Below are 20,406 nucleotides of genomic sequence, written 5' to 3'. Positions count from 1 at the left end.
TAAAATCCGCCATGACCTCATCAGAGTCACGTCGCCTGAGTCACTTAGCCTGAGCACTTCGCATTAGTGGCACAGTTGCATTCGTAGTGAGGTTCACTGTAGATTAATTGCTCTAAGCCGCACTTTCCTAATCTAAGTGTTGATAACAAATCCAATTACGCCTAATACCGTCACTCAGTGACAAGGACCAGAAACCATGACAAGCCCAATCCAAGCCGAAATATTAAGCAGAGTGGCAGAAGTATTTGATCAACATGTGCCTTTTCATAATCTGCTCGGGCTCGATATAAAACGCTACGATATCGACGGTGTCGAAGTTGTGATCAATATGAAGCCTGAACTGATTGGCAATATCCATCAACAGATCCTTCACGGTGGTGTCACGGCCACGGTACTGGATGTGGTCGGCGGACTCACCGCATTTGCAGGGCTGGTCGCCAGCCGTGAAGATTGGACAATCGAAGAACTACAACAACGCCTCCAAACTTTAGGGACGATTGATATGCGCGTCGATTATCTGCGGCCGGGACGCGGTCTCACCTTCACGGGTACGGGCAGTGTCATTCGAGCAGGTAATCGAGTCTCTGTATGCCGCATGGAGTTGCATAATGAGCAAGGTACGCATATCGCTTTTGGAACAGGGACTTATATGGTGGGTTAGTGTTTAATTTTAGATAAGCATTTATCGTCTTAACGCTCAAAACTGACCAAGGTAAACATCTTGATTAGCAAGATGTTTACCCATATTCCCCCCGCCATTGACTCTCCTATCGAGATATCCTGTAACGAAAAGAACGTGACCCATCCCTTGAGTCAGCGGTCAGACAGACCTACAATCGCCACCTTGTTGTTCTTCGAAGATGTCTCATGCCAGATCTTGAATACCGCAAAGGAATCCTACTCGCCGTCAGTGCTTACTGTATGTGGGGTTTTGCGCCTTTATATTTCAAATTACTCAATCAAGTGTCCGCCACCGAAATCCTACTCCATAGGGTAATTTGGTCGTTCGTGTTTATGCTGATCATCATGCAGTTTATCGGCGGATTTTCTCGCCTACGCTTACTGTTTAAACAGCCTAAGCAGCTTATAGTTCTCGTCATCACCTCCATACTGATCGCCGCAAACTGGCTGTTATTTATCTGGGCGGTGAATAACGACCACATGCTCGATGCCAGTTTAGGCTACTTTATCAATCCTTTACTCAACGTCTTGCTCGGTATGTTATTTCTAGGTGAAAGATTGCGTAAGCTACAATGGTTCGCGGTCGCACTCGCGAGTACCGGCGTACTGCTCCAATTAATCTCCTTCGGCTCGATTCCCATCGTCTCACTGGCACTCGCGGGCACCTTTGGTTTCTATGCGCTACTGCGAAAAAAGGTCAATGTGGATGCTAAGGCCGGATTATTGGTCGAAACCGCAGTGTTATTACCGGTAGCGCTGATTTATCTCCTCGCAACCTTAGACACAGCCACAGCGAGCATGCTGACTAATGATTGGCAACTGAATCTGATGTTAATGGCGGCTGGGATAGTGACTACCATTCCTTTACTGTGTTTTGCAGGGGCAGCGGTACGTATTCCATTGTCTATGCTCGGCTTTTTCCAATATATTGGCCCGAGTATTATGTTTATCCTCGCGGTGAGTCTATTCAATGAGCCCTTCGATGCCGAAAAAGGCGTGACCTTCGGATTTATCTGGAGCGCGCTGCTCGTCTTTACCTTAGATATGGCCTATAAACGCAAAACGGCGTAAGCATTATCACACCGATAAACACAGTGGCAGAAGTGATGACATATGATGGTTACTTCTGTAATTGTGCTAAAAACTCACTCCCTTGCGGCACTGTTAGTAATAAACTGTAGCCTTTAGTCGTTGGCACTAACACTAACTGCGATTTATCTGTTATCGCCAAAAATGCCCTGCCTTTCCCCTGCAACTTAAACCAGCCTAATTGAAACCCTGGCATGCCTATGCCGTTCGTTTTAAAGCTCGGCGTTAAATCTGCCTCTTGTTGCAAATCGACTATGCGTGCCTCGGCGGGCAATAAATCCACGCGGGATAACTGCACTTTATAGAAGGGAACATCCAATGTGAGCTCTGTATCGGTTAACACTAATTCGGCGCTATTCGATTGATAGAAGACCCAAGAAAATCCGCCCATCATCACCAGCAATATACCTAAACTCGCTGACTTCGCTATCTTAGGCATATTTTTTAGCCATAACATCAGTAAGATACCCGCTAAACCGAGCAATAAGACGATAAAACTGAAGATAGAGGTTTGGGTTAAAGGGGCGAGTTCAAAAAATTGAGGACTCATTGGCAGTATCTCCCGTGCAGTGAAGCCTTAATCTGCCAATAAAGACATATTATGTCAATAAAAATGCCAGCGCTAATATGAGTACTAGGCTGGCATTGATTGGATTGATTTAGAACGGCTTAAAGATCGATCGCGAGAATTTTTGAGCGGCGTTGATAGTTATACAACTGCTTCTTCTTCTGTGGCAGTGCTTCAACATCTTCAATCACAAAACCATGCTCTAAGAACCAGTGAATGCTCCGAGTTGTCAATGCAAACAAGCGTGAATAACCACGGTTTCTGGCCTGATTGATAATGTTCTTCAGCAGTAAGCTCCCTCTGTCGGCATCGCGATAATCGGGATGCACCACTAAACAAGCAAACTCACCCGCATTGTCCTCTTCAAAAGGATAGAGCGCAGCGCAACCAATCACTAAACCATCACGTTCAATCAACATGAACTGTTCGATTTCAATCTCAAGCTGCTCACGACTACGACGCACCAGAATGCCTTGTTCCTCCAATGGACGGATAAGGTTCAACACACCGCCAATATCGGCGATCGACGCACAGCGTAAACGCTCAGCACTCTCAGTGACGATTTGTGTACCAATCCCTTCACGGGAAAACAGCTCTTGTAGCAAAGCACCATCTTCAAGGTAGCTAACTAAATGACAACGTGGCACACCATTGCGGCAAGCATCGATACTGGCTTTGAGAAACGCCATAGTACCAACACAAGCAGAACCTTGCTCGGCCAGCTTGTTCATGATGTTTTGCGCATCATTTGGCATCAACTCGGCAATCACATCGCCATTTCGATCGAGAATACCGTTCTGTGAGCTAAAGCCGATCATCTTGTCTGCTTTGAGCTTAATCGCCACTTGAGTCGCGATTTCCTCGGCGGTGAGATTAAAACTTTCACCAGTAACCGAAGCAGCAATCGGCCCCATCAATACGATGCAGTGATTATCTAACTGACGTTTTAAGCCTTGCACATCAATACGACGCACTTTGCCACTCAGGCAAAAATCCACACCATTATCCACACCCAGTGGTTGAGCAATCACAAAGTTGCCGCTCACTAAGTTAATTTGCGCACCTTGCATCGGCGTATTACTTAAACTCATGGATAAACGCGCTGTGATATCAAATTGCAGTGCACCCGCAACTTGCTTAATCACTTTGAGCGAATCTTCATCCGTGATACGCACACCGTCGTGGTAGGCAGGCGCAATACCGTTGGCGGCTAATGCTGCATCAATCTGCGGCCTAGCGCCATATACCAACACCACTTTGATCCCTAAACTGTGCAGCAGGGCGACATCATTTAAGATGGCGCGGAATTGATTTTGAGCCAAAGCTTCACCACCCAGCATGACCACAAAAGTTTTACCTCTGTGAGCATTAACATAGGGGGCAGAATGACGAAATCCATCAACCAGTTCAGTGGTACGCACGCGTTATTTACACCTCATTTTTGAGCTGGCAGCGTCACTATGACACACCAGGAATGAATCGCTAACTTTCGCGTATGGTATTGCATTTTAATTCAGATATAAAGAATTTATTCTCACCAAAGTGCAGATTTGATGATTTAAAGTGCTTAGAACCGCACTATTTTATATTTTCAGTAAGTGTTCACACTTTTTTAACTTCACAGGGGATGATTCAGCGGCTTAAGTTTGCGAGGCAATTATCTCAACTTGATGACTAGCCACTAAAAAAATGCAAAAAAAAGCCCCTTAAATAAGGGGCTTTTCTCGAAACACTAACCAAGGATTACTTGATTTTTGCTTCTTTGTAGATAACGTGCTGACGAATAACTGGATCAAATTTTTTGATTTCCATTTTTTCAGGCATGTTACGCTTGTTTTTTTCAGTTGTGTAGAAGTGACCAGTTTTAGCTGTAGAAACTAATTTGATCTTCTCACGATTACCTTTAGCTTTAGCCATGATCTATTATACCTTCTCGCCACGAGCACGAAGTTCAGCAACAACAACTTCGATACCTTTTTTGTCGATCAGACGAATACCTTTAGTAGATACACGTAACTGTACGAAACGCTTTTCTTCTTCTAACCAAAAACGGTGGTTTTGTAGGTTAGGTAAAAAACGACGACGGGTCGCGTTTTTTGCGTGCGAACGGTTGTTACCAACCATCGGCTTCTTGCCAGTAACTTGGCATACTCTTGACATGTCAATCTTCTCCAAAAACAATTTTAACGCTCGAGCATTAATGTGCCTCGTATGGCCGTCGCCCGAGGCACAAAGAGGGCGCATTTTATACACGATCACAGAGTGAAGATCAAGTGTTAGATTAATTAATCCAGCCTCGTTCTGCAAAAGAAACTATCTCTCGATCACCTACAACCATATGGTCCAATAAGGATACGTCTATGGTTGCTAACGCATTTTTTAATCGCTCAGTTATTCGTCGGTCAGCCTGACTGGGCTCGGCAATACCAGACGGATGATTATGACAAACTATAACTGCTGCGGCCTTTTTCTCCAGCACTAAGCTCACCACTTCACGTGGGTACACTGAGGCTGAGTCTATTGTACCGCGGAATAATTCGACAAATTGAATCACTCTATGCTGGCTATCCAGCAGTAAAACTGCGAACACTTCATAGGAGCGATCGGCCAATTGTCGCATTAAATAGTCCCGAGTTAAATCGGGATTTGTCAAAACCTGACCTCTTTGCAGATTTTCCTGCGCTACACGCCGCGCTAATTCGGCCGCAGCTTGAAGCTGGGCGTATTTTACAGGTCCTACGCCCGGAAGTCGACACACCTGATTTCTTGGGGCACAGAGCAGGTTTCTGAGGCCGCCAAACTCGCAAATAAGCGACCTAGCAAGGTCAACCGCGTTTAATCCAGCTAAACCGTTACGCAGCAATACTGCCAGTAATTCAGCATCCGAGAGATGCGCAGCTCCTTTTTGTAACAGTTTATCTCTGGGACCTTCGCCCTCAGGCCAATCTTTAATCCCCATGTGACCTCCCTGTCATCTCACATATTTTCACTTTACTGAGTATGGACGAGATTTTTTGAACTGGGATAGTCACTAAAATTCACCACTTTGTGATATTGTTGCCGGCATTATTTCTATCTCGGATGATGTCTGTGAGTCTGACAAATAAAAACGTCCTGCTGGGCATTGGCGGCGGTATTGCGGCCTATAAAAGTGCTGATTTAGTACGTCGCTTGAAAGAGCGTGGTTTTGATGTGCGCGTGGTGATGAGCCAAAGTGCGATGGAGTTTATTACGCCTCTGACGCTGCAAGCGTTGTCTGGACATCCAGTGGCATCTAGCTTGCTCGACCCCGCAGCAGAAGCAGCCATGGGCCATATAGAACTTGCTCGTTGGGCAGATCTCGTCATCATAGCCCCTGCAACCGCAAACCTATTGGCGCGGATTAATGCAGGCATGGCCGATGAGCTAATCACCACCACATGTCTTGCCACTGAGGCGCCAATTGCCCTGTGTCCAGCAATGAATCAGCAGATGTACCGCAATCTGGCTACGCAGGCGAATTTAGCTAGCCTAGCATCACGTGGTTTGACACTTTGGGGACCCGCCAGTGGCAGTCAGGCCTGTGGTGAAGAGGGTCCAGGACGCATGCTCGAACCGCTAGAAATTGCCGAGCTAGCCAGTGATTTTTTTGCAACAAAAGAAGTCTCTGCGCAGCCTCTTGCAGGCCAGTCGGTGCTGATTACCGCCGGACCAACCCGTGAAGCAATTGATCCCGTCAGATACATTTCAAATCACAGTTCTGGAAAAATGGGCTTTGCACTCGCCAAAGCCGCGGCAGATATGGGTGCAACAGTCACCTTAGTCTCAGGCCCCGTAAATCTCAGCACCCCAGAAGGCGTGACACGGATTGATGTTGAATCGGCGCAAAATATGCTCGATGCTGTTATGGATAACGTTGATAAAAAAGATATTTTTATTGGCTGCGCCGCCGTTGCAGACTACCGCATTAGTGATATTGCTACCTGTAAGATCAAAAAATCGACCGAAGAAATGCAACTTGCGCTGGTGAGGAATCCTGATATCTTAGCCACGGTTGCGAGCTTACCTAACCGTCCTTTTGTGGTGGGATTTGCCGCCGAAACCCATGATGTAGAAGCCTATGCGCGCGATAAGCTCAAACGTAAAAACTTGAACATGATCGCCGCAAACGACGTTTCCATTGCTGGCCTAGGCTTTAATGCCGATGCTAATGCCCTGCGTGTTTTCTGGCCGCACGGCAGTCAAGATTTGCCTGCTACTGACAAACTCACGTTGGCACGGCAATTACTTTCGTTGATAGTGAAAGAAAAAACAAATACATGAAAACACCGATTGAATTAAAAATTCTCGACTCCCGTATCGGCTCAGAATTTCCCTTGCCCGCTTACGCCACCGCAGGCAGTGCAGGCATGGATCTTCGCGCCATGATAGACACGGCTTTAACCATAGCACCGGGTGAAACTGTGCTCATTCCCACGGGGATTGCTATTCATGTGGCCGACCCAGGACTTGCTGCGGTGATTTTACCGCGCTCAGGCCTTGGCCATAAACACGGTATCGTACTGGGGAATCTAGTCGGACTCATAGATTCAGATTACCAAGGCCCCTTAATGGTATCTTGTTGGAATCGTGGTGACAGTCCATTCACCTTAGAAATGGGCGATCGTCTCGCGCAACTGGTGTTTGTTCCTGTGGTACAAGCACAATTCAAACTCGTTGATGAGTTCGACAGCTCAGACCGTGGTGAAGGCGGATTTGGCCATTCAGGCACTAAATAATCCCCTAAGTCGTTATTGAGCCAAGGATACTGCAATGGCTGTAAGCCCAAAAATTAATCGTCGTGAACACATTCTGCAATGTCTAGCGCAGATGCTAGAAACCAACCCAGGACAAAGGATCACCACAGCGAAACTGGCCTCAGAAGTCGGTGTATCGGAAGCCGCACTGTATCGCCACTTCCCGAGTAAAGCGCGGATGTTCGAAGGCCTAATCGAATTTATCGAAGAGTCGTTATTGTCGCGCATCAATTTAATCATGGATGACGAAAAAGACACCATGAAGCGCTGCCAGTTGGTACTGCAACTGCTGCTGATCTTTGCCGAGCGTAACCCAGGAATTTCCCGCGTTCTCAACGGTGATGCTCTACTCGGTGAAAATGAACGCCTCCGTAGCCGCATTAGTACGTTATTTGCCAAAATAGAAACTCAACTTAAGCAAATTTTGCGGGAAAAGACCCTGCGAGAAGGCAAAGGCTTTAATTTAGATGAGGCGATTTTAGCCAATTTACTGTTAGCCTTCGCAGAGGGGCGAATCGCTCAATTTGTACGAAGTGAATTTAAACTCAAACCGACGACACACTTCGATGAACAGTGGCGTTTTATCCAGCACCAACTTTTACAAAGCTAATGATTTTTCAACATAAAGGACGGTAACTATCGTCCTTTATGTTTGATATTCCTTCCTTGTTTCGCTCCATCTTTTGTTTTATCCTCGAAAAACATTTTAAGAACAAAAAACACAATGATTTTACAAGGATGTCAGATGAAACTCTTCCGATTAGCCATGTTGGCGACACTTTGCTTACCAATACTTCCAATATCTACCTTTGCAGCCAATAGCTCCAACGCGAATGCGTTATCGCAAGCACAGTTATTCAACAAAGGTGATGAGTACTCGGATGTAAAAATATCGCCTACTGGTAAATACTTAAGCGCTATCACAAGTGTCGAAGGTAAAAACGTTCTCTTAGTCTTAGATACCCAAACCAAAAAACTCCTCAATGCGATACGTTTTCCCGATAATGCTCAAGTCGGCGACTATGAATGGGCCAACAGTGAGCGACTGGTACTGGCAAAAGAATACCTAAAAGGCTGGCAAGACACACCTATCTACTACGGTGAATTGATGGCGGTAAATGCCGATGGTTCACGAAAAGCGTATTTATTCGGCTTCGAGAGTGGCGAGCAACAAACAGGTTCAAATATCAAGAAAAATACCCCTATGCGGGCGAGCGCGTTTATCCTCGATCCTCTGCCAGATGATGAACGCTACATGTTAGTCAATGCTATTCCATGGAATGATAGGATCAATCTTGACTTTGAACTATCACAAGATGTCTATCGCGTAGACTTGTTCAATGGCACACGTAAACGCATCACAGGCTCACCTATCGGCAGAGCCCGTTTTATGACAGACCATCAAGGTGAAGTCCGCTTCGTTGCAGGTGAGGACAATAAAAACATTACTAAAGTGTTCTACCGCAAAGACGGTAACTGGGTAAATACCGATAAACTAAATCTAGGTCTTGCTGATTTTAAACCACTCTCCTTTGCCGATGATAAAAATACGATTTATGCAGCAGGACGCTCCCAAGGTGAAACCTTAGGGGTTTATAAAATTAATCTCGAAACAGGCGATAAAACTGAAATCATTCAGGATGAAAACGTTGACCCTAGCAACTTTTGGATTAACGGCACCAATAAACAACTTTACGCCGTCGAGTTTGAAAATGGTTACCCAAGTTATGCCTTTGTCGATAATGAGGATTCGCACGCTAAATTGCTAAAAGATCTGCTTGGTGCTCTCCCAGGTCACCAAGTACGAATTGTTAGCGAAACCCGAGATGCAGCAAAACTCGTCGTACTTGCGTTTAATGATCGAAACCCTGGCGATTACTACATATTTGATACGAAAACACTAAAACTTGAATATCTAGCCGCCGCTAAAAAATGGCTCGACCCAGAGCAAATGGCTGATGTTAAACCCATCAGTTTCACCAGCCGTGATGGTAAACAACTCCATGGATATCTAACGCTTCCCTTTGGTAAAGAAACTAAAAACCTACCCTTAGTCGTCAATCCACACGGTGGTCCACACGGTATCCGTGACTGGTGGGGCTTTGACCCACAAAACCAATATCTAGCAAGCCAAGGCATAGCTGTTCTACAGGTCAACTTCCGTGGTTCAGGCGGATATGGCGATCAATTTGAACGCGCTGGCTATCAAAAATGGGGCTCAGATATTCAGCATGACATTATCGACGCAACCCAGTACGTTATTGACCAAGGTTTTGCCGATAAGGAACGCATCTGTATTGTTGGCGGCAGTTTTGGTGGGTACAGCGCCTTGCAGAGCGCTGTGCTTGCGCCAGATATGTTTAAATGCGCCATAGGTGTAGCTGGCGTATATGATCTTGAATTGATGTTTAATGAAGGCGATGTCGCCAACAGCCGTTCTGGTACTAGCTATCTCAAGGATGTGCTTGGCCAAGATAAAGCGGTACTCAAAGCAATGTCTCCTTCTGAAAACGTCGATAAACTCAAAGCAAACATACTATTGGTGCATGGTGGTGAAGATGAGCGAGCGCCAATTGAACAACTCGAATCCCTCGAAAAAGGCCTAAAAGCTCACAATTATCCTTACCAAAAACTGGTGATGGACAATGAAGGCCACGGTTTTTATAACGATGAGCATAGAGCGAAATACTATGAACAAATGCTCAGTTTCCTAAAAACCAATCTGAAACTTTAGAATTGACTCAAACTTGCCGACACTACTAGGCTAAACTCGATTGGCAGTGGTAGATTTAAAGCCGATATCCGATAAGGACTATCGGCTTTTTCATGTGGTCTATGCGCGTTTTTCGGTATGAATTGTCTGCAATTCGCGCTATCCTCCTCCCCCTATTCTTGCCCTAGCGAGAATAACAATAATTTGTATCTGATGCTGAACAGCCCAAGTACCACGTGATGATCAGCATAGGTTTTCTGTTATAGCCGCTACGACGTAGTGGAGGATAAGATGGCATTAAGTGAAGCAGCAGTAAAAGTACAAGCCGCGTTATTAGAACGTGGACTTGAAACCCCAATGCTCCCAAGCGTTTACAGCAGTGAAGAACGTAAAGACAAGATTGAACATCATATGAAAGAAATCCTGACATTAATGTCATTGGATCTGTCAGATGACAGCCTTGCCGATACGCCGCGCCGCATTGCTAAAATGTACGTCGATGAAATCTTCTCCGGCTTAGATTATGCGAACTTCCCTAAGATCACGGTTATCGACAATAAGATGGGCTTCGATGAAATGGTGCGAGTGCAAGACATTAGCCTCACCAGCACCTGCGAACACCATTTAGTGACGATCGATGGCACTGCCACCATAGCTTATCTACCACGCAAAAAAATCATTGGTTTATCAAAGATTAACCGTATTGTGCGTTTCTTTGCTCAACGCCCTCAGGTACAAGAGCGTTTGACTCAGCAAGTGTTAGTCGCGCTACAAACCTTACTCGAAACCAAAGACGTTGCCGTTAAAATGGATGCCGTGCATTACTGCGTCAAATCCCGTGGCGTGATGGACTCCACCAGTTCGACCACTACCACAGCGCTGGGCGGTATTTTCAAATCTAACCCCGCGACCCGCGCCGAGTTTTTGCACCAGTCTAAATAAATGTATTGAAACTTAACGCTATTTAAAACGTGTCGAAATCAATAGCAATCAATACAGCTCAATAAAAAACGCTGTGATTCCCTCTATAGAATCGCAGCGTTTTTGTTTTCTTACCAATCTAATCAAACCCTTCTCGGCCTAGATAAGGTCATTACTGGCTGGGCTGATTAACTGATTTCACCAAGCCAGCGATAGCCACCTGATCAATACAAGCTGCCAAACACTAGACTTAAATCCCGTATTGCTCGCGATACTGGCTCACGGCGGCAAGTTGCACTTCCATCCCTGGTTTTTCAGACAGATAACTGATTAGGTCGGCGAGTTTAATAATTGCCACTATTCCGCAGCCAAAATCACGCTCAACTTCTTGGATGGCCGATAACTCGCCCTTGCCTTTCTCTTGCCTGTCTAAAGCAATCAACACGCCCGCTAATTGTGCTTTATGGGCTTCGATGATTTCCATCGACTCACGAATCGCAGTACCCGCAGTGATCACGTCATCCACCAGCATCACGCGGCCTTTAAGCTCGCTACCGACTAAGCTGCCACCTTCACCGTGATCTTTTTTCTCTTTGCGATTAAAGCAGTAAGGAATGTCGATATCGTGGTGTTCACACAGAGCAACCGCCGTAGTGGTCGCAATCGGAATACCTTTGTAAGCAGGGCCAAACAGCAAGTCGTAATCAATACCAGAATCCACTAACGCAGCGGCATAAAAACGGCCCAGACGCGCTAAATCACGGCCAGTATTGAACAAACCCGCATTGAAGAAATAAGGACTGATACGGCCCGATTTAAGGGTAAATTCGCCAAATCGCAACACCTGACGTTCTAGGGCAAATTCAATAAACTCACGTTGATAGGCTTTCACAATATCTCCTTACGACTTTGTATTTTATTGGCTTTTTATTATGGGGGATTTTTATTCGGTACAGGGCTTGCACTACACTAGCATCTTGCTGCAGATAAAAAGCTGCAGTTAATAAAAAGCCCCGCACTCTATAACATGACGGGGCTTTTTCATCACCACACTATTAGTTCAGTGCGGCTTTCTGCACATCGACGATTTCACGAATACTGTTCTTCGCCAATGCCAACAGTTCGAGTAATTCTTCGTGGCTGAATGGCTCGCCTTCGGCGGTGCCTTGAATTTCGATGATCTTGCCCGTTTCTGTCATCACGACGTTCATGTCAGTTTCTGCGGCGCTGTCTTCGATATATTCTAGATCGCTTATCGCTTCACCCTTGTAAATACCGACGCTGACAGCAGCGATAAGGAATTTCAGCGGGTTAGATTTAATGATGCCTTTACCACGCGCCCAGTTCAACGCATCCACTAAGGCCACACAGGCGCCAGTGATAGAGGCAGTGCGCGTGCCACCGTCAGCTTGGATCACATCACAGTCGATCACGATAGTGTTTTCGCCTAGGGCTTTCATATCCACACAGGCGCGTAGAGCACGACCGATAAGACGTTGAATTTCTTGCGTACGGCCAGATTGCTTACCGCGAGCGGCTTCACGATCCATACGGCTATGGGTCGAACGTGGCAACATGCCGTATTCCGCAGTCACCCAGCCTTGACCCTGACCTTTAAGGAAACGTGGCACACCTTCAGTAAAACTGGCGGTACAAAGCACTTTGGTTTCGCCAAATTCCACTAACACAGAACCTTCGGCATGGGCCGTAAACTGGCGAGTGATAGTGATGGGACGAGTTTGTGCTGGCGTTCTGTTACTTGGACGCATGCGAGATTCCTGTATTCTGAGTCATTGACCGATTTTGGCTGCATATTATAAGGGCTTGAGCCTTAGGATGCCATGCTTAGGGTGATTCTCTGGCAAACTCATCACACTCAAACACCTAATCCCGGTCGCTATTGGCGGTATGCCTTTAATCCTAAAGCCATTGACTCTATAATCGCCTCTCATTATGACGATTACACCATTAGGACAACCCATGATCCAAAGCATGACAGCCTACGCTCGCATCGAGCACAAAGCACAATGGGGCACTGCCTCCTGGGAAATTCGCTCAGTCAATCAACGTTATCTCGAAACTTACCTACGTTTACCCGAGCAATTCCGCAGCTTCGAACCCGTACTGCGCGACCGCCTGCGTAAACGCTTAAGCCGCGGCAAAGTGGAAGTCAATTTGCGCTACGAGCTGGCAGATAACAGCAATAACGAGCTGCAATTGAATCAAGCGCTAGCAAAACAGCTATTAGGCGCCGCCACTTGGCTCAAGCAAGAAGCGGGACAAGGCGATGTCAATCTGACCGACATCCTGCGCTGGCCGGGCGTGCTAGCGAGCGGTGAACAAGATATGGATGCGATCGGCGCCGATCTGATGACAGCCTTCGACTCAGCCATAGATCAATTCATCGAAGCCCGTGGCCGTGAAGGCGAAGCCATCAAAGACATGCTGTTAAGCCGCTTAGACGGAGTCAGCGAGCAAATCGCGGTCGTACGCGAGCACATGCCAACGGTGATGCTGTATCAACGCGAAAAGCTCACCAACCGCCTTGCAGAAATCAAAGGTGAACTCGACCCAGCCCGCATCGAGCAAGAAATGGTGCTTCTGGCTCAGAAACAAGATGTCGCCGAAGAAATGGACAGACTCGAAGCCCACGTGGCCGAAGCTCGCCGCATCCTCAAAAAAGGCGGCAGCGAAGGTCGCCGTTTAGATTTTATGATGCAAGAATTCAACCGCGAATCGAACACACTCGCCTCTAAATCCATCAGCACTGAAATCACCTCAGCCGCAGTTGAACTTAAAGTGCTCATCGAGCAAATGCGCGAGCAGATCCAGAACGTAGAATAACCTTCATCGACAGTCATTACATACAAAATAATATTAACAATCATGTAATTATATAAATTTGACGGTCAACACGTTCATTGCCAACCCATTAAGTTTGGGTAGTAATGGGTAGTGGATTGGGGAGTATTTTCTCGCTATAGTTTATTCAGCGAGACTGTACTCCCCAATTTTTTTGAGGCCAATAAATGGGAAATTTACATGACAAAACAGTTAAAAAACTGATTAAGGAAAAATCATCCGTCCGGCACTCAGATGGTGATGGTTTGTATTTGATGACCCCCAAGCGCGGTGATGCCTACTGGATGCTGCGCTACACCACTCCAACAACCAAGCTCCGGCGCGAATACACTATCGGTAACGTTGATGACTGGTCACTGGCCGATGCACGTGATGAAGCGGCCAAGTTGAGACTGGCAATCAAACGCGAAGGAGCTGATCCCGTCCAAGAACGTAAGAAGGTTAATCAGAATCCTTTTAAAACACTGAATGATTTATATGCTGACTATTATCAGCTTCGCCAGCGAGAAATTGCTACCCACGAAAAAGAAAAGAGTCTTTACGAACGAGAGGTAGCTTGGCGTATCGGTAAAGTCGAGCTGGATAAGATAAGACCGCTCGACGTCAGTGAAATCCTACGGGATATCGCCAATGGTTATGGCGACAAACAGCCAAGACCTACGATCTCTAACGACGTGATGCGTATGCTCAAGCGCATTTTTGATCACGGCATAAAGCTCGATGTCACCCAGTTCAACCCAGCCAGCCCTTTTCGGCCCAGGGATGCCGGTGGGGAGGAACAAGCCGCTAACTACCCAATGACCGAATCCGAAGTCGTTGAGTTTTTTAGCAAGCTCAGAATAATCCCTGCACAATTCAGCCGGGAGAACTATTTGGCTTGTGCTTTGTTGATTGCAACTTGTACGCGGAAAATGGAGTTACTAGCCGCGCCATGGCATGAGTTTGATTTGCAAAACCGAGTGTGGCATCTGCCGAAACACCGCACCAAAAAACGTCGAGCAATCGACATTCCACTCAGTGATGCTGCCCTGTTGTGGTTAGAAGAGCTAAAGATCCGCAGTTGTGGCAGCGAATGGGTATTCCCAGCCAGACGAATAAGCAAAAAGGCACGTACCCCACATGTCTGCGAGAACACCTTAAACCATGCGCTGAAGAAGTTGTTCGAACAGAACTTTTTCTCGTTTGAAAAGCGCCGGGTGCATGACCTAAGGGGCACCGCCAGAACCCGAATGGGTAAGATGGATATCCCTGACAATATAGCTCAACGATGCCTTAACCAAATTCCAGGTAACCGTACTGATGGTATCTATAACAAGGATGCTTATTTTGAAGAGCGCAAAGTGGCTCACGCTATGCTCGGTGAGTGGCTGGCTCCAATTGTTAATGACGGTGAGACAAATAAGATTGTCGATTTTGACATGGTTTGTAAATTACAGTTTTCACGGCAATAATTGACGTGAAATTACGAATTAACAAACTACAAAAAACGAATTGGTTTGAAAAGAATCTAAACTACGTCAATAATCAACGTATATTTTATTTTTTCTAAACTAAAATGAGGCCAGTCATGCTGAATACTGAAGCAAGACAGCAGCTACAGAAGGTGCTGCCCTTGGATATGATCGCTACCAAATCATGGCTGGAGGCGCAAGGACTCAATCTGCATTTTCTGGACAATGCAGTGCGCAACCAAACGCTGCTCCCTCTCGTACCTGGTGTTTACGCCAGGCAAGAAGCAAGGCTGTCCTGGAAAGGAATCGTTGCCTCATTGCAATGCATGTCCGACGATCCAGTCCATGTCGGAGGTTTGACCGCGTTAGAGCTCGAAGGGCTTAGCCATTACCTGTCCAAAGGAAGCAAACCAAAGGTTCACCTCTATTCCACTGCCACGCTCCCGCGATGGCTGCGTAGAATTGATGCTCCAGCACAATTTGAGTGGCATGGCACTCGTCGCCTGTGGCCCGAGGCAATAATGCAAGACAACCAGTACCTCCGGCAAGATACCTGGCAGGCATCACTCCCCCCACTGCATTATTCCTGTCCAGAGAAAGCCATTTTGGAGCTCTTGGCAGCAGTACCCAATGCCATCAGCTTTGAACATTCCGACCAGCTTATGCAAGGGCTACACAACCTATCGCCTCGCAAGCTGAATACCTTGCTAAAAGCCTGTAGCAGTATCAAAACAAAGCGACTCTTTCTCTGGCTGGCAGGAAGACATCAACACAGTTGGCTCAAACACCTGGCACCAGATCAGTATGCACTGGGTACAGGTAAACGACTGATCGCTAAAGGCGGCAAACTAGATCCAACCTGGCAAATAACAGTGCCTAAGGAGATGTAAAGAACATGAACAGACAAAGCCACTACTACCGACAAGTGCAACTACTACTGCGGATTATTCCTTTTGTTGCTCAGCACGGCTGTTTCGCCCTCAAAGGTGGAACAGCTATCAATTTGTTCGTTCGTGACTTTCCCCGGCTTTCAGTCGATATCGACTTGGTTTTTCTGCCCATGATGGAGCGGCATGAAGCCCTACAGACCATCAAGAGCAACCTCGATATCCTTGCCTCCACTATCACGGCTAACATCGACAATACTCGTGTTGTCCGCACCTTCCAGGATAAATCAGATGCTCTGCGTTTATTGGTGGAGCGAGATAACGTTCAAATCAAAATTGAACTCTCCCCCGTACTACGCGGCACGGTTTACGAACCCAAAGTCATGCAGGTAAGTGAAGCAGTTGAAGATGAGTTTGGCTTTGCCGAAATGGCTGTGGTGAGTTTTGCCGATTTATACGCGGGGAAAATCTGTGCAGCACTGGATCGTCAACACCCACGGGATCTTTTCGACGTCAAGCAACTGCTTGATAACGAGGGACTCACCGATGAGCTTCGCAAAGCCTTGTTGGTTTATATTATTAGTCACCCACGTCCTATTGCCGAGCTGCTCAGACCCAACTTCAAGGACATTTCAGATATTTACGAAGGGGAGTTTCTGAATATGGCCGATCAGGACATTCCCCAAGCAGAACTCGAAGCAACTAGGGAACAGTTAGTGAGGCTCATCAACGCTTCTTTGACGCCCCAAGAGCGAACATTTTTACTGTCTTTCAAAAATCGCACTCCCGATTGGATTCTTCTGGAGCTTTCCGGTATAGACCAATTACCGGCTGTTCGTTGGAAACTGCAAAACCTAGCCAAAATGAACCCAGAGAAACATGTAGAAGCTTACCATCGGCTTCAACAAATATTGACGATATAAAAGCCCCACCCTACACGGAACAGGGCTCTAACTTTACTCAAGCGGCTTTTCTCTGCTCAATCCACCACAGCAGATCTGAAAGCCGCCAGGCCACGCAATGAACACTCAGCTTGACTCGTTTGGGGACTAAGCCTTGCCGTTCCATCATCCACCACTGAGTGCGACTGACGCCAGTGATCATCTTGCGATCATGCTCTCTGACCAGTCGTTCACATTGACCTGATTGACTGAGCACTTGAGTACGAGCTTCTTCACTAGGCAATACGAAGGTTTGTTCACTCATTACATTTTCCTCCAAATATTAACTGGGAAAGGCGGGAAAAGTGGGAAACTGAGACATAAGTTGTGTTAATCATCAATTTCTAACTCCTGTATTCCCGCAAAAATGCGGTCTGGCAAGAGTGCAAAAAAACGTCTCGATCTACCGTTTACCATAAGCTTTAACGTTGCACGTTCGGGCTCATTGGTAGTGAGCCATCCTCGCTGGAGTAAAGGCATTACCTCGCGCATATACTGCCCAGGCATTTCCAACTGCCGCAGAAACTGGCTTTTATCAATAAGCCATTGCCGCTCGCCGTTAACATCTCTGGAATATCCTAGCAACGCAGCAGTATTCTGCTGACCTAAAGGAGATAGAGCCTTTTCCCATTTCGGCAGTAAGACTTTTAAGCGGGTAAGAACCTGATGTTCCTCTGTGTTCATGACATGACCACGAGCCGCTAACCACTGCCCCAAAACTTGCTTCACAGAGTCGATAGACTCATCCTCATCCCAAGGAACCAAATAATTCCGCGAAGCCAAAGCAAGCGCAGTAGCGACCAGAGCAAAACGCTGCAGCACTCGAATCACCTGGGAAGACATACTCTTGGTACGCCACAGATCAACCAGCCGCTGGATCTCAGACTTGGTGTAATGAGCAAGCTCATAGGTCGATGTCAGCAGATTCATCCATTCGGGAAACAAGCTCCCGTGGTACTGGCCGGTCTGAAACTTCACATGATCGACAAACAGTTGCGGACGCTGAAAGCGATGCAGCACATCAAAAGCGCCGAACTGACCAAATACTGGCACTTCCACTAAACGGATCTGTTGACCGGCTTTAGGCCGCTTCCCAAGCGACTCAAATACCTCTGACAACCATATTTCACCAGTACTCAATGCCAACGTTCGCCAGTGGGATGGTTTTGCTAATCCCCCACTTTCAGTAGCACGTAACTTACTGGTACCGGCGACAATATGATAAGTTGCAATATCAACATCTTCAGGACGCGCTAAGCCAATTTCATCAAGCCCCAGCATCATGTCGTGTTGTTCGGCGGCAACAGCAGCCAGGCCATTGGCCGTCGAAATCCAACTGCGGACGAAAGATCTGTCACTGTAGACAGATGCAGCCAACTCAAGTAATGACGTCTTGCCGGTGGATGAAGGGCCGACCAGATGGAAGATGCCATTTTCCACAGAGGCGGGGGACAACAGCGGTGCAGACAGTGCCACGCCCACCACAAAAATCATCAGTGGATTTCCAACACACAAAGCCCCAACCTGAGACTGCCACTGTGCTAAAGTACCGGCGCGTTTAAGCATCGACTCATTCAACTGACCCGCGTAATAGTATGGTTCTGAGTTTGTACCAACGGACCAATCCTGAGTGACATAAACCCTGTCATGCCACCCCGTTGAGTCCACACAAATTCCTGAAGGGGCTTTCACAATCTCTTGCAGCAAATAACGCTGCAAACGCGACCAGCTTTGTGGATGGGGCTCCAACCAATAACCAGAATCAATAAAGGCGTCCCTAATCAGACGAGACTGGTCACCATACAACACACGATTGAACACTATGTCCTGTAGCAAAACACTATCCATGTTGCGCCACTGGATTAACGCACCAAAACCATGTTTACGGGTATTTCTCCGAGTTCTGGCTACAACCCTTATCCACCCGCCAACAATCTGCCAATCGCCCTTTTCAAGGCATTCCAGATGTGTATCAGTTAGACGAAACTCCATTATCGCCTCCTATTACAACTCTGCCATCCAGCGACGAACATCCACCGCTCTGAAACGTACAGCCTTGCCCGTTGGATTGGGCTTGATGGGCTGCGGAAATTTGCCTGCTTTGACATAACGGCGCAAAGTTGGCTGAGAAAGTTTGGTCAACGAGCACACTTCTTCATAGGTGAGAAAGTTGTCGCCAGAAAAAGAAAAGTTCATATTTATCTCCCATAACATCTTGATTTGTCATGAGGGATCATACTGTTCAACTAACACTATTCTCGTCGCTGGAGTTGTCCATTTTGAGCACTTTGAGCGATATTTATCGGTACTACAAATACAGGCATTAGAACGAGAAATTAAGATGTGGACTCACAACAAACAATGTAATCAATTGATTTTTTAATAACGAAAACTAATCCGTTACATGTCACGCTGTTCATTCGTGACATGTAACGCCAGAATTTTTATTCTAAACACTCACAAAACTGTTCAGAATATTCATGGAGAGCGCTATGGCTAAAACACTGAAACAAATGCTGGAAGAACAGCCTGAGCATATTGTTGCGGCGGCGGGAGAAAAGGCATCATTGATGCTGGCCGAGCTGGATAAGGGAAAGCAGCCGGAAGAGGCAGGAGAAATCGATGGCAGTGATGAAAACTAATCGTCGGTAAAAGTCCGAAAGTCATAATCATAGCTTCCCAAAAGCCATTTCCTCTGCTGCCGACACTTCTTGGATCTTTCCTGAACCATGCTATGCCACTGCTTGAACAACCACACGATAATAACCGAAATCCCCAAGGCTAAAGCTGCCGGCCATTTAAAGCACAATAGAGAGAGCCACAAGAGCATCATGAGCCGAGGAAGCCGCATACACCAACTAAGCACACTCCAGAACCACATGACCAAGGGCAAGCAAAGCAGAAACCAAGCAAAACCGGTATTGCCATAAGCCGCGAATCCGATAATAAAAACCAGCATAGAGAAAACATTACTCAGGTGTTTCATCATCAGGCCCACTCCAAAACTTTCACATGTGAAAGTCAGCACGTTTTAATGTGTGTTACTAAAAACAGACTAACACCACATTGAAAAATGCAAGCCCAACGACTAATCGCTACGCTTGTGACCTTTGCATTTCATATTGTTGGCTCTGTAACTGTATAAGCTCCATGAAAATACCAGCGTGAAAAACAACCAGAGCCCAAACATTCCCCACTCGAAAGCAGTCATGATTTCCCCTTCTGTGACCAGTTCTAAATTTAATCATGGTCCCAGCATAAATAAAATACAATAAATAATTGAAAAATAATAACTTTGTTCTGAATGAACATTTTTAGTAAAAGACACATAGGCAAACATTCCATACTGGACAATGGCTGGCTATTCCTGACCAATGCCCACCCAATCACTTTCCACATAACTATCTATCTGGAATCTTGATGCGCAAATTCCACATAAGTGGAATCACAGCGCGAAATCTGATGTTGGAATCCATACCCAGCAATTCCCATCTATCTGGAATGTTAGTGGTAGAATT

At 46.5% G+C, this 20,406-nt stretch carries 23 protein-coding genes; 12 read left to right on the top strand and 11 right to left on the bottom strand.

Annotated elements, in window-relative coordinates; all coding sequences use genetic code 11:
• The first annotated feature begins 196 nt into the window (after positions 1-196).
• Positions 197-661 carry a thioesterase family protein gene (locus tag L5M37_RS19385; protein ID WP_014609675.1) on the top strand — a complete coding sequence of 155 codons (465 nt, stop codon included), beginning with the start codon at positions 197-199 and terminating at the stop codon, positions 659-661.
• 206 nt (positions 662-867) lie between these two features.
• Complete coding sequence (gene rarD / locus L5M37_RS19380; RefSeq protein WP_263201664.1) at positions 868-1,752, top strand: EamA family transporter RarD; 885 nt, start codon at positions 868-870, stop codon at positions 1,750-1,752.
• 49 nt (positions 1,753-1,801) lie between these two features.
• On the opposite strand, the gene L5M37_RS19375 is transcribed toward rarD, so the two are convergent.
• From L5M37_RS19375 to radC, 5 genes are all read right to left on the bottom strand, one after another.
• A complete protein-coding gene (locus tag L5M37_RS19375) occupies positions 1,802-2,320 on the bottom strand; it encodes a PH domain-containing protein (protein ID WP_263201663.1) in 519 nt (172 codons plus the stop codon).
• Positions 2,321-2,439: 119 nt separating this feature from the next.
• Positions 2,440-3,759 (bottom strand): amino-acid N-acetyltransferase, encoded by a 1,320-nt coding sequence (gene argA / locus L5M37_RS19370; RefSeq protein WP_263201662.1) that lies wholly within the window; start codon positions 3,757-3,759, stop codon positions 2,440-2,442.
• 322 nt (positions 3,760-4,081) lie between these two features.
• The gene (gene rpmG / locus L5M37_RS19365) at positions 4,082-4,255 is read right to left on the bottom strand and encodes a 50S ribosomal protein L33 (RefSeq protein WP_006079871.1); all 174 of its coding nucleotides are present in this window, start codon (positions 4,253-4,255) and stop codon (positions 4,082-4,084) included.
• A gap of 6 nt (positions 4,256-4,261) precedes the next feature.
• Complete coding sequence (gene rpmB, locus L5M37_RS19360; protein WP_006079870.1) at positions 4,262-4,498, bottom strand: 50S ribosomal protein L28; 237 nt, start codon at positions 4,496-4,498, stop codon at positions 4,262-4,264.
• A 121-nt stretch (positions 4,499-4,619) separates the two neighbouring features.
• A complete protein-coding gene (radC, locus tag L5M37_RS19355) occupies positions 4,620-5,297 on the bottom strand; it encodes a RadC family protein (RefSeq protein WP_113941095.1) in 678 nt (225 codons plus the stop codon).
• 122 nt (positions 5,298-5,419) lie between these two features.
• Here radC and coaBC point away from each other — a divergent pair, with 122 nt between their 5' ends.
• The 5 genes from coaBC (at position 5,420) to folE (ending at position 10,768) form a co-directional block, all read left to right on the top strand.
• On the top strand, positions 5,420-6,640 hold the full coding sequence (coaBC, locus tag L5M37_RS19350) for a bifunctional phosphopantothenoylcysteine decarboxylase/phosphopantothenate--cysteine ligase CoaBC (RefSeq protein ID WP_263201673.1): 1,221 nt from the start codon (positions 5,420-5,422) through the stop codon (positions 6,638-6,640).
• The gene (dut, locus tag L5M37_RS19345; RefSeq protein WP_105251173.1) at positions 6,637-7,095 is read left to right on the top strand and encodes a dUTP diphosphatase; all 459 of its coding nucleotides are present in this window, start codon (positions 6,637-6,639) and stop codon (positions 7,093-7,095) included. The genes coaBC and dut overlap by 4 nt, the downstream gene beginning before the upstream one ends.
• Before the next feature lie 34 nt (positions 7,096-7,129).
• A complete protein-coding gene (gene slmA, locus L5M37_RS19340; RefSeq protein WP_106648338.1) occupies positions 7,130-7,723 on the top strand; it encodes a nucleoid occlusion factor SlmA in 594 nt (197 codons plus the stop codon).
• A gap of 135 nt (positions 7,724-7,858) precedes the next feature.
• Positions 7,859-9,847, top strand: a complete 1,989-nt coding sequence (locus tag L5M37_RS19335) for an alpha/beta hydrolase family protein (RefSeq protein WP_263201660.1) — start codon at positions 7,859-7,861, stop codon at positions 9,845-9,847.
• Between the two features lie 270 nt (positions 9,848-10,117).
• Positions 10,118-10,768, top strand: coding sequence for a GTP cyclohydrolase I FolE (gene folE, locus L5M37_RS19330; RefSeq protein ID WP_006079864.1), 651 nt, complete (start codon positions 10,118-10,120; stop codon positions 10,766-10,768).
• 229 nt (positions 10,769-10,997) lie between these two features.
• Here folE and pyrE read toward each other — a convergent pair whose 3' ends face one another.
• Complete coding sequence (gene pyrE, locus L5M37_RS19325; RefSeq protein WP_006079863.1) at positions 10,998-11,639, bottom strand: orotate phosphoribosyltransferase; 642 nt, start codon at positions 11,637-11,639, stop codon at positions 10,998-11,000.
• Between the two features lie 163 nt (positions 11,640-11,802).
• Positions 11,803-12,516 carry a ribonuclease PH gene (rph, locus tag L5M37_RS19320; protein ID WP_006079862.1) on the bottom strand — a complete coding sequence of 238 codons (714 nt, stop codon included), beginning with the start codon at positions 12,514-12,516 and terminating at the stop codon, positions 11,803-11,805.
• 211 nt (positions 12,517-12,727) lie between these two features.
• Here rph and L5M37_RS19315 point away from each other — a divergent pair, with 211 nt between their 5' ends.
• The 4 genes from L5M37_RS19315 to L5M37_RS19300 all read left to right on the top strand — a co-directional run bounded on the left by L5M37_RS19315 (position 12,728) and on the right by L5M37_RS19300 (position 16,870).
• Entirely contained in the window at positions 12,728-13,591 is an 864-nt protein-coding gene (locus L5M37_RS19315; protein WP_006086670.1) for a YicC/YloC family endoribonuclease, read from the top strand.
• Positions 13,592-13,776: 185 nt separating this feature from the next.
• Entirely contained in the window at positions 13,777-15,060 is a 1,284-nt protein-coding gene (locus L5M37_RS19310; RefSeq protein WP_263201658.1) for a tyrosine-type recombinase/integrase, read from the top strand.
• Positions 15,061-15,176: 116 nt separating this feature from the next.
• Positions 15,177-15,950 (top strand): type IV toxin-antitoxin system AbiEi family antitoxin, encoded by a 774-nt coding sequence (locus L5M37_RS19305; RefSeq protein ID WP_263201656.1) that lies wholly within the window; start codon positions 15,177-15,179, stop codon positions 15,948-15,950.
• 5 nt (positions 15,951-15,955) lie between these two features.
• Positions 15,956-16,870: a nucleotidyl transferase AbiEii/AbiGii toxin family protein gene (locus L5M37_RS19300; protein WP_263201654.1), complete on the top strand. Its 915-nt coding sequence runs from the start codon at positions 15,956-15,958 to the stop codon at positions 16,868-16,870.
• Positions 16,871-16,907: 37 nt separating this feature from the next.
• Here the strand turns inward: L5M37_RS19300 and L5M37_RS19295 are convergent, their stop codons facing one another.
• The 3 genes from L5M37_RS19295 to L5M37_RS19285 all read right to left on the bottom strand — a co-directional run bounded on the left by L5M37_RS19295 (position 16,908) and on the right by L5M37_RS19285 (position 19,084).
• Positions 16,908-17,153, bottom strand: coding sequence for a helix-turn-helix transcriptional regulator (locus L5M37_RS19295; protein WP_263201653.1), 246 nt, complete (start codon positions 17,151-17,153; stop codon positions 16,908-16,910).
• A gap of 65 nt (positions 17,154-17,218) precedes the next feature.
• The gene (locus L5M37_RS19290) at positions 17,219-18,880 is read right to left on the bottom strand and encodes a DUF927 domain-containing protein (RefSeq protein WP_263201651.1); all 1,662 of its coding nucleotides are present in this window, start codon (positions 18,878-18,880) and stop codon (positions 17,219-17,221) included.
• 12 nt (positions 18,881-18,892) lie between these two features.
• Positions 18,893-19,084, bottom strand: a complete 192-nt coding sequence (locus L5M37_RS19285; RefSeq protein WP_259521557.1) for a helix-turn-helix transcriptional regulator — start codon at positions 19,082-19,084, stop codon at positions 18,893-18,895.
• 296 nt (positions 19,085-19,380) lie between these two features.
• Here L5M37_RS19285 and L5M37_RS19280 point away from each other — a divergent pair, with 296 nt between their 5' ends.
• The gene (locus L5M37_RS19280; protein ID WP_261761661.1) at positions 19,381-19,530 is read left to right on the top strand and encodes a hypothetical protein; all 150 of its coding nucleotides are present in this window, start codon (positions 19,381-19,383) and stop codon (positions 19,528-19,530) included.
• On the opposite strand, the gene L5M37_RS19275 is transcribed toward L5M37_RS19280, so the two are convergent.
• Positions 19,527-19,877, bottom strand: coding sequence for a hypothetical protein (locus L5M37_RS19275; protein ID WP_263201649.1), 351 nt, complete (start codon positions 19,875-19,877; stop codon positions 19,527-19,529). The genes L5M37_RS19280 and L5M37_RS19275 overlap by 4 nt on opposite strands.
• Positions 19,878-20,406 lie beyond the last annotated feature (529 nt).

This window comes from Shewanella sp. SM69 (assembly GCF_025653985.1).
In the GTDB taxonomy this organism is placed as follows: domain Bacteria; phylum Pseudomonadota; class Gammaproteobacteria; order Enterobacterales; family Shewanellaceae; genus Shewanella; species Shewanella oncorhynchi.
The sequence above is the reverse complement of the archived record's forward strand: the minus strand, read 5'-3'. Positions and strand labels throughout refer to the sequence as shown.

Coding starts and splice junctions, on each gene's coding strand:
- L5M37_RS19385 (WP_014609675.1), top strand. CDS start 197: ATGACAAGCCCAATCCAAGCCGAAATATTAAGCAGAGTGGCAGAAGTA.
- rarD (WP_263201664.1), top strand. CDS start 868: ATGCCAGATCTTGAATACCGCAAAGGAATCCTACTCGCCGTCAGTGCT.
- L5M37_RS19375 (WP_263201663.1), bottom strand. CDS start 2,320: ATGAGTCCTCAATTTTTTGAACTCGCCCCTTTAACCCAAACCTCTATC.
- rpmG (WP_006079871.1), bottom strand. CDS start 4,255: ATGGCTAAAGCTAAAGGTAATCGTGAGAAGATCAAATTAGTTTCTACA.
- rpmB (WP_006079870.1), bottom strand. CDS start 4,498: ATGTCAAGAGTATGCCAAGTTACTGGCAAGAAGCCGATGGTTGGTAAC.
- radC (WP_113941095.1), bottom strand. CDS start 5,297: ATGGGGATTAAAGATTGGCCTGAGGGCGAAGGTCCCAGAGATAAACTG.
- coaBC (WP_263201673.1), top strand. CDS start 5,420: ATGATGTCTGTGAGTCTGACAAATAAAAACGTCCTGCTGGGCATTGGC.
- dut (WP_105251173.1), top strand. CDS start 6,637: ATGAAAACACCGATTGAATTAAAAATTCTCGACTCCCGTATCGGCTCA.
- slmA (WP_106648338.1), top strand. CDS start 7,130: ATGGCTGTAAGCCCAAAAATTAATCGTCGTGAACACATTCTGCAATGT.
- L5M37_RS19335 (WP_263201660.1), top strand. CDS start 7,859: ATGAAACTCTTCCGATTAGCCATGTTGGCGACACTTTGCTTACCAATA.
- folE (WP_006079864.1), top strand. CDS start 10,118: ATGGCATTAAGTGAAGCAGCAGTAAAAGTACAAGCCGCGTTATTAGAA.
- rph (WP_006079862.1), bottom strand. CDS start 12,516: ATGCGTCCAAGTAACAGAACGCCAGCACAAACTCGTCCCATCACTATC.
- L5M37_RS19315 (WP_006086670.1), top strand. CDS start 12,728: ATGATCCAAAGCATGACAGCCTACGCTCGCATCGAGCACAAAGCACAA.
- L5M37_RS19310 (WP_263201658.1), top strand. CDS start 13,777: ATGGGAAATTTACATGACAAAACAGTTAAAAAACTGATTAAGGAAAAA.
- L5M37_RS19305 (WP_263201656.1), top strand. CDS start 15,177: ATGCTGAATACTGAAGCAAGACAGCAGCTACAGAAGGTGCTGCCCTTG.
- L5M37_RS19300 (WP_263201654.1), top strand. CDS start 15,956: ATGAACAGACAAAGCCACTACTACCGACAAGTGCAACTACTACTGCGG.
- L5M37_RS19295 (WP_263201653.1), bottom strand. CDS start 17,153: ATGAGTGAACAAACCTTCGTATTGCCTAGTGAAGAAGCTCGTACTCAA.
- L5M37_RS19290 (WP_263201651.1), bottom strand. CDS start 18,880: ATGGAGTTTCGTCTAACTGATACACATCTGGAATGCCTTGAAAAGGGC.
- L5M37_RS19285 (WP_259521557.1), bottom strand. CDS start 19,084: ATGAACTTTTCTTTTTCTGGCGACAACTTTCTCACCTATGAAGAAGTG.
- L5M37_RS19280 (WP_261761661.1), top strand. CDS start 19,381: ATGGCTAAAACACTGAAACAAATGCTGGAAGAACAGCCTGAGCATATT.
- L5M37_RS19275 (WP_263201649.1), bottom strand. CDS start 19,877: ATGATGAAACACCTGAGTAATGTTTTCTCTATGCTGGTTTTTATTATC.